A 3,106-nucleotide genomic window follows, 5' to 3' on the forward strand; every position below is an offset into this window, starting at 1 on the left:
TTGTCTGGAAAAGGCCCCCCTGCTTACCTTACTTCCGGATCGCATGGTATCTCAGAAAGAGGGGTAAAAATCACGCAGAACCTCTATATGCTTCCAGTCACTGCCTTTCTCGCTGACTCAAAAATTCTTCTGATTTCACTATCGGCCGTATATACAACTTTTCCGTTATATTTTTTCCGCTTCCCTTCAGGTCGTCAAAATAAAATCTCGTGAGATCCACATTAAGCATTTCGACAGAATTGTACCGATTAAAAAGTTTATACTCTCATTTACCATCGCATTCGTAGCCTCGAGATACATCTGTAGGTAGATCACATGATTTACCAGCTTGTTAAAAAAGGCTCTGTGATTTTCTTCGGATCGATACCCTAACATTTCATTACCAACCGTGTTTTTAGGTGCTAAGCAACTGTTATAGTTGCCATACCGGTACAACTAGCGGCTGTTCAGCCTCACCTCGTTCGCTTTGATATAGTCATTGACATAGACCTCTACCTTTTGTTTCTTTTCTGCATCCTCTATAAGCTCTGAAATAGGCAAAAGGTTATCCAAGCCATCAATGTATACAAACCGGTGATTATCTTCGTTAACACTTTTTGACCATTCGGAAATCTTAACCTTCGGGTTATAACCTAGCGTATTATCTACTATTATTTTAGATGGGTCACCACCAATTGCCTCGAAGGCGATTATCGGACTCACCACATTCTTAAGCACGGCTGAGTCGGGTGGGCAAGGGTCCCGGAAAATAACGCAAAACAGTCGTTCAGACCTACCTTGAAACTATTCTCCACGGCGTTTTGTCTATCCTTCTCACCTACATATCCAGCTTGGTAATCCAAGCTTAGTTTAGCTCCTGTATACAAAGAAAGCAGAACGTGTGTACCATATTTTTTGACAAGTTCCGCTGGTTCGAGAGACTTGCTGTCTGTTTGAAAATTTGTAGTTAAATACCGTATCAACCGGTCTTCTCCAGGATTTCGAAATATCCTAAGTCTTTTGTGTGTAACATAGGTGTCATACAAGCCATATATGTATTCGCTTCCTTTGGGATCTGTATCTGGAAAAGGATGATATGATATTCCCCTTAAAATAATTGATATCAGCAGTTTCACCTGTCAACAATTTCGTAAAATCCTCCGAATCGACACCATAACCGATCTTAAAACTCGACTCACGAGGAAATCTCACATCAAGAAGACTGGGATTGTCTTGTCCGAATGCGGGGGTATTAATTACAGCCTCTTTAACAGAGCTCCTATGAGAATATTTGCCAGTAACATCATAGCCAAACCCTAAAAAATTAAGCTCGCCATATCCTTCCACGTCTGTCGTACTATTGCCCTTCGCTAGATTCTTAACTACAAATTTGAGTTCTATTGATTCTTTTAATTCTGGTTCTACGATTTCTGAATCTGGTGTCTCTGGCATATCGGAAGTGCTTTTCTCACAGCTGATCATGCAACTAGTTACTATCATCGCTAACGGAAATATAATTTTGATCTTTAGCATATTATCTTATTATTTAAGCTAAAAAAACAAATTCAATATTACTTACTCATTAAGATGACATCATTCTTTTATTAAGACGCAAAAAGACCGACTCCTTAAGGGAAGCCGGTCTTTACGAAGTATCGTTTTCTAATTTTATTGGTCTGAACTATTTTGTTATCACCTTAGAAAGAATAGCCAGTCCAGCTGAATACTGAAACGTCTGCACCAGTTTGGGAGTCATTCTTTGTAACTGTAGCACCGGCAGATTTAACCAAAGCTGCATCAAAACGCGATTCTGGACGGAACGTATATGTTATAGTCGAACTTGCATCACCTTTATTATCTTGCTTCGAGTCATCAAGGTCAATGATATCACCGAACAACGAGTTATCTCCTATCTGGATTAAAAGATTCGTAATGTTCGCTTTCGCTTTTCTTCTAATTTTCACGATATCCTGCATAGTACCTGCTAGACCTTGTGTCGTAGAGCGTTGCACGATAGTCATTCCATTAATGGTAAAGTTGGACTGAGCAATATCATTTGGCGTTTTACCATCCATGTTACCATCCGCTTCAATACCTCTAGGATCGCCTTCGTTCGTTGTAAAACTTGGTTCCCAGATGCCATAAGCATTCGTTAACGTACCAGTATACCCTTGTGTAAAATCAAACATATCATCTTCTGCGTTTACAACTAACAGATTGGTTACGTTAACGGAACCGCCGAAGAATTCTATACCGTCATCAGCGCCGTCCTTAATGTAGATGTTGCTGATTTTAGTACCATTTCCAACGCCGTTTAATGTTAGACCATTATGTTCAGCAGCGTCGCTTATGTTTGCTCCTGTGTATTCTAAAATCACGTAATCCAACACGCCCGAGTTATCCGAAGGGTTGTCCCCGCCATACATGATATTAGGACTGATCTCTGTCTGATAATTACTTGGAGCACTTTGACTAGCTCGAGAAAGCGGAGCATAACCATTGATAATCAAGCCTCCCCATGAACCGGAACGTTTCGTTGTCGAGGTAAACTTAATCGGCGCAGCAGCTGTCCCTTTTGCAATTATTTTAGCTCCTCGCTCGACTAAAATAAAAGCGCTGGTACCTTCCGTAGTAGCCGTGATAGTTGTACCTGCAGGGATCGTCAATGTAGCACCCTCCTTCACGTACGTAGGTCCCGTCAGATTAATTGACGACCCAGAAACGACAGCATCTCCCGTTATGTTGCCGTTCAAAACGGTCAACTCCGTTACGCCAGTTGGATTGTCATCGTCATCACTGCTACATGAAGTGAATGCCAAAACTGAAACGGCGATAATAGCTAATAATTTTGTTTTCATGTTTTCTTTCTTATTTATTTTACAATATTAAACCCTGTATTCTATCTTATCGTTAAGGATATATTATCAAACTGTTAAAACTTATAAGATATACCTACGCTTGCATCAACTCCTCGTTTGTAGGATTCAAGGAAAACATTGTCATTTGAATCCGTCTCACGTTCTAGGTTTATCTTAGGGTTTAAKCATGTTCCTTACACGCAGATTGACACCCCATTTATCATTAATGACAGCGTCCTAACAAAATCCAAAGTTAGGCACCCCTTTTT

4 protein-coding genes are annotated in these 3,106 nt (G+C 40.3%); 1 reads left to right on the forward strand and 3 read right to left on the reverse strand.

Annotated features, from left to right (window positions below; genetic code table 11):
• On the forward strand, nucleotides 1–213 hold a 213-nt coding region (locus SD31_RS19245; protein ID WP_231561519.1), incomplete at its 5' end, for a hypothetical protein.
• A 222-nt stretch (nucleotides 214–435) separates the two neighbouring features.
• Here the strand turns inward: SD31_RS19245 and SD31_RS11465 are convergent.
• The 3 genes from SD31_RS11465 to SD31_RS11480 all read right to left on the reverse strand — a co-directional run bounded on the left by SD31_RS11465 (nucleotide 436) and on the right by SD31_RS11480 (nucleotide 2,741).
• Entirely contained in the window at nucleotides 436–705 is a 270-nt protein-coding gene (locus SD31_RS11465) for a hypothetical protein (protein WP_156138341.1), read from the reverse strand.
• A gap of 312 nt (nucleotides 706–1,017) precedes the next feature.
• On the reverse strand, nucleotides 1,018–1,431 hold the full coding sequence (locus SD31_RS11475; protein WP_156138342.1) for a hypothetical protein: 414 nt from the start codon (nucleotides 1,429–1,431) through the stop codon (nucleotides 1,018–1,020).
• A gap of 245 nt (nucleotides 1,432–1,676) precedes the next feature.
• Complete coding sequence (locus tag SD31_RS11480) at nucleotides 1,677–2,741, reverse strand: hypothetical protein (RefSeq protein ID WP_197053682.1); 1,065 nt, start codon at nucleotides 2,739–2,741, stop codon at nucleotides 1,677–1,679.
• Nucleotides 2,742–3,106 lie beyond the last annotated feature (365 nt).

The organism is Sphingobacterium sp. T2, assembly GCF_000814685.1.
GTDB classification, from domain to species: domain Bacteria; phylum Bacteroidota; class Bacteroidia; order Sphingobacteriales; family Sphingobacteriaceae; genus Sphingobacterium; species Sphingobacterium thermophilum.

Bases quoted from the DNA above. Each gene is read 5' to 3' on its own strand.
- SD31_RS11475 (WP_156138342.1), bottom strand. From the start codon at position 1,431: ATGCCAGAGACACCAGATTCAGAAATCGTAGAACCAGAATTAAAAGAA.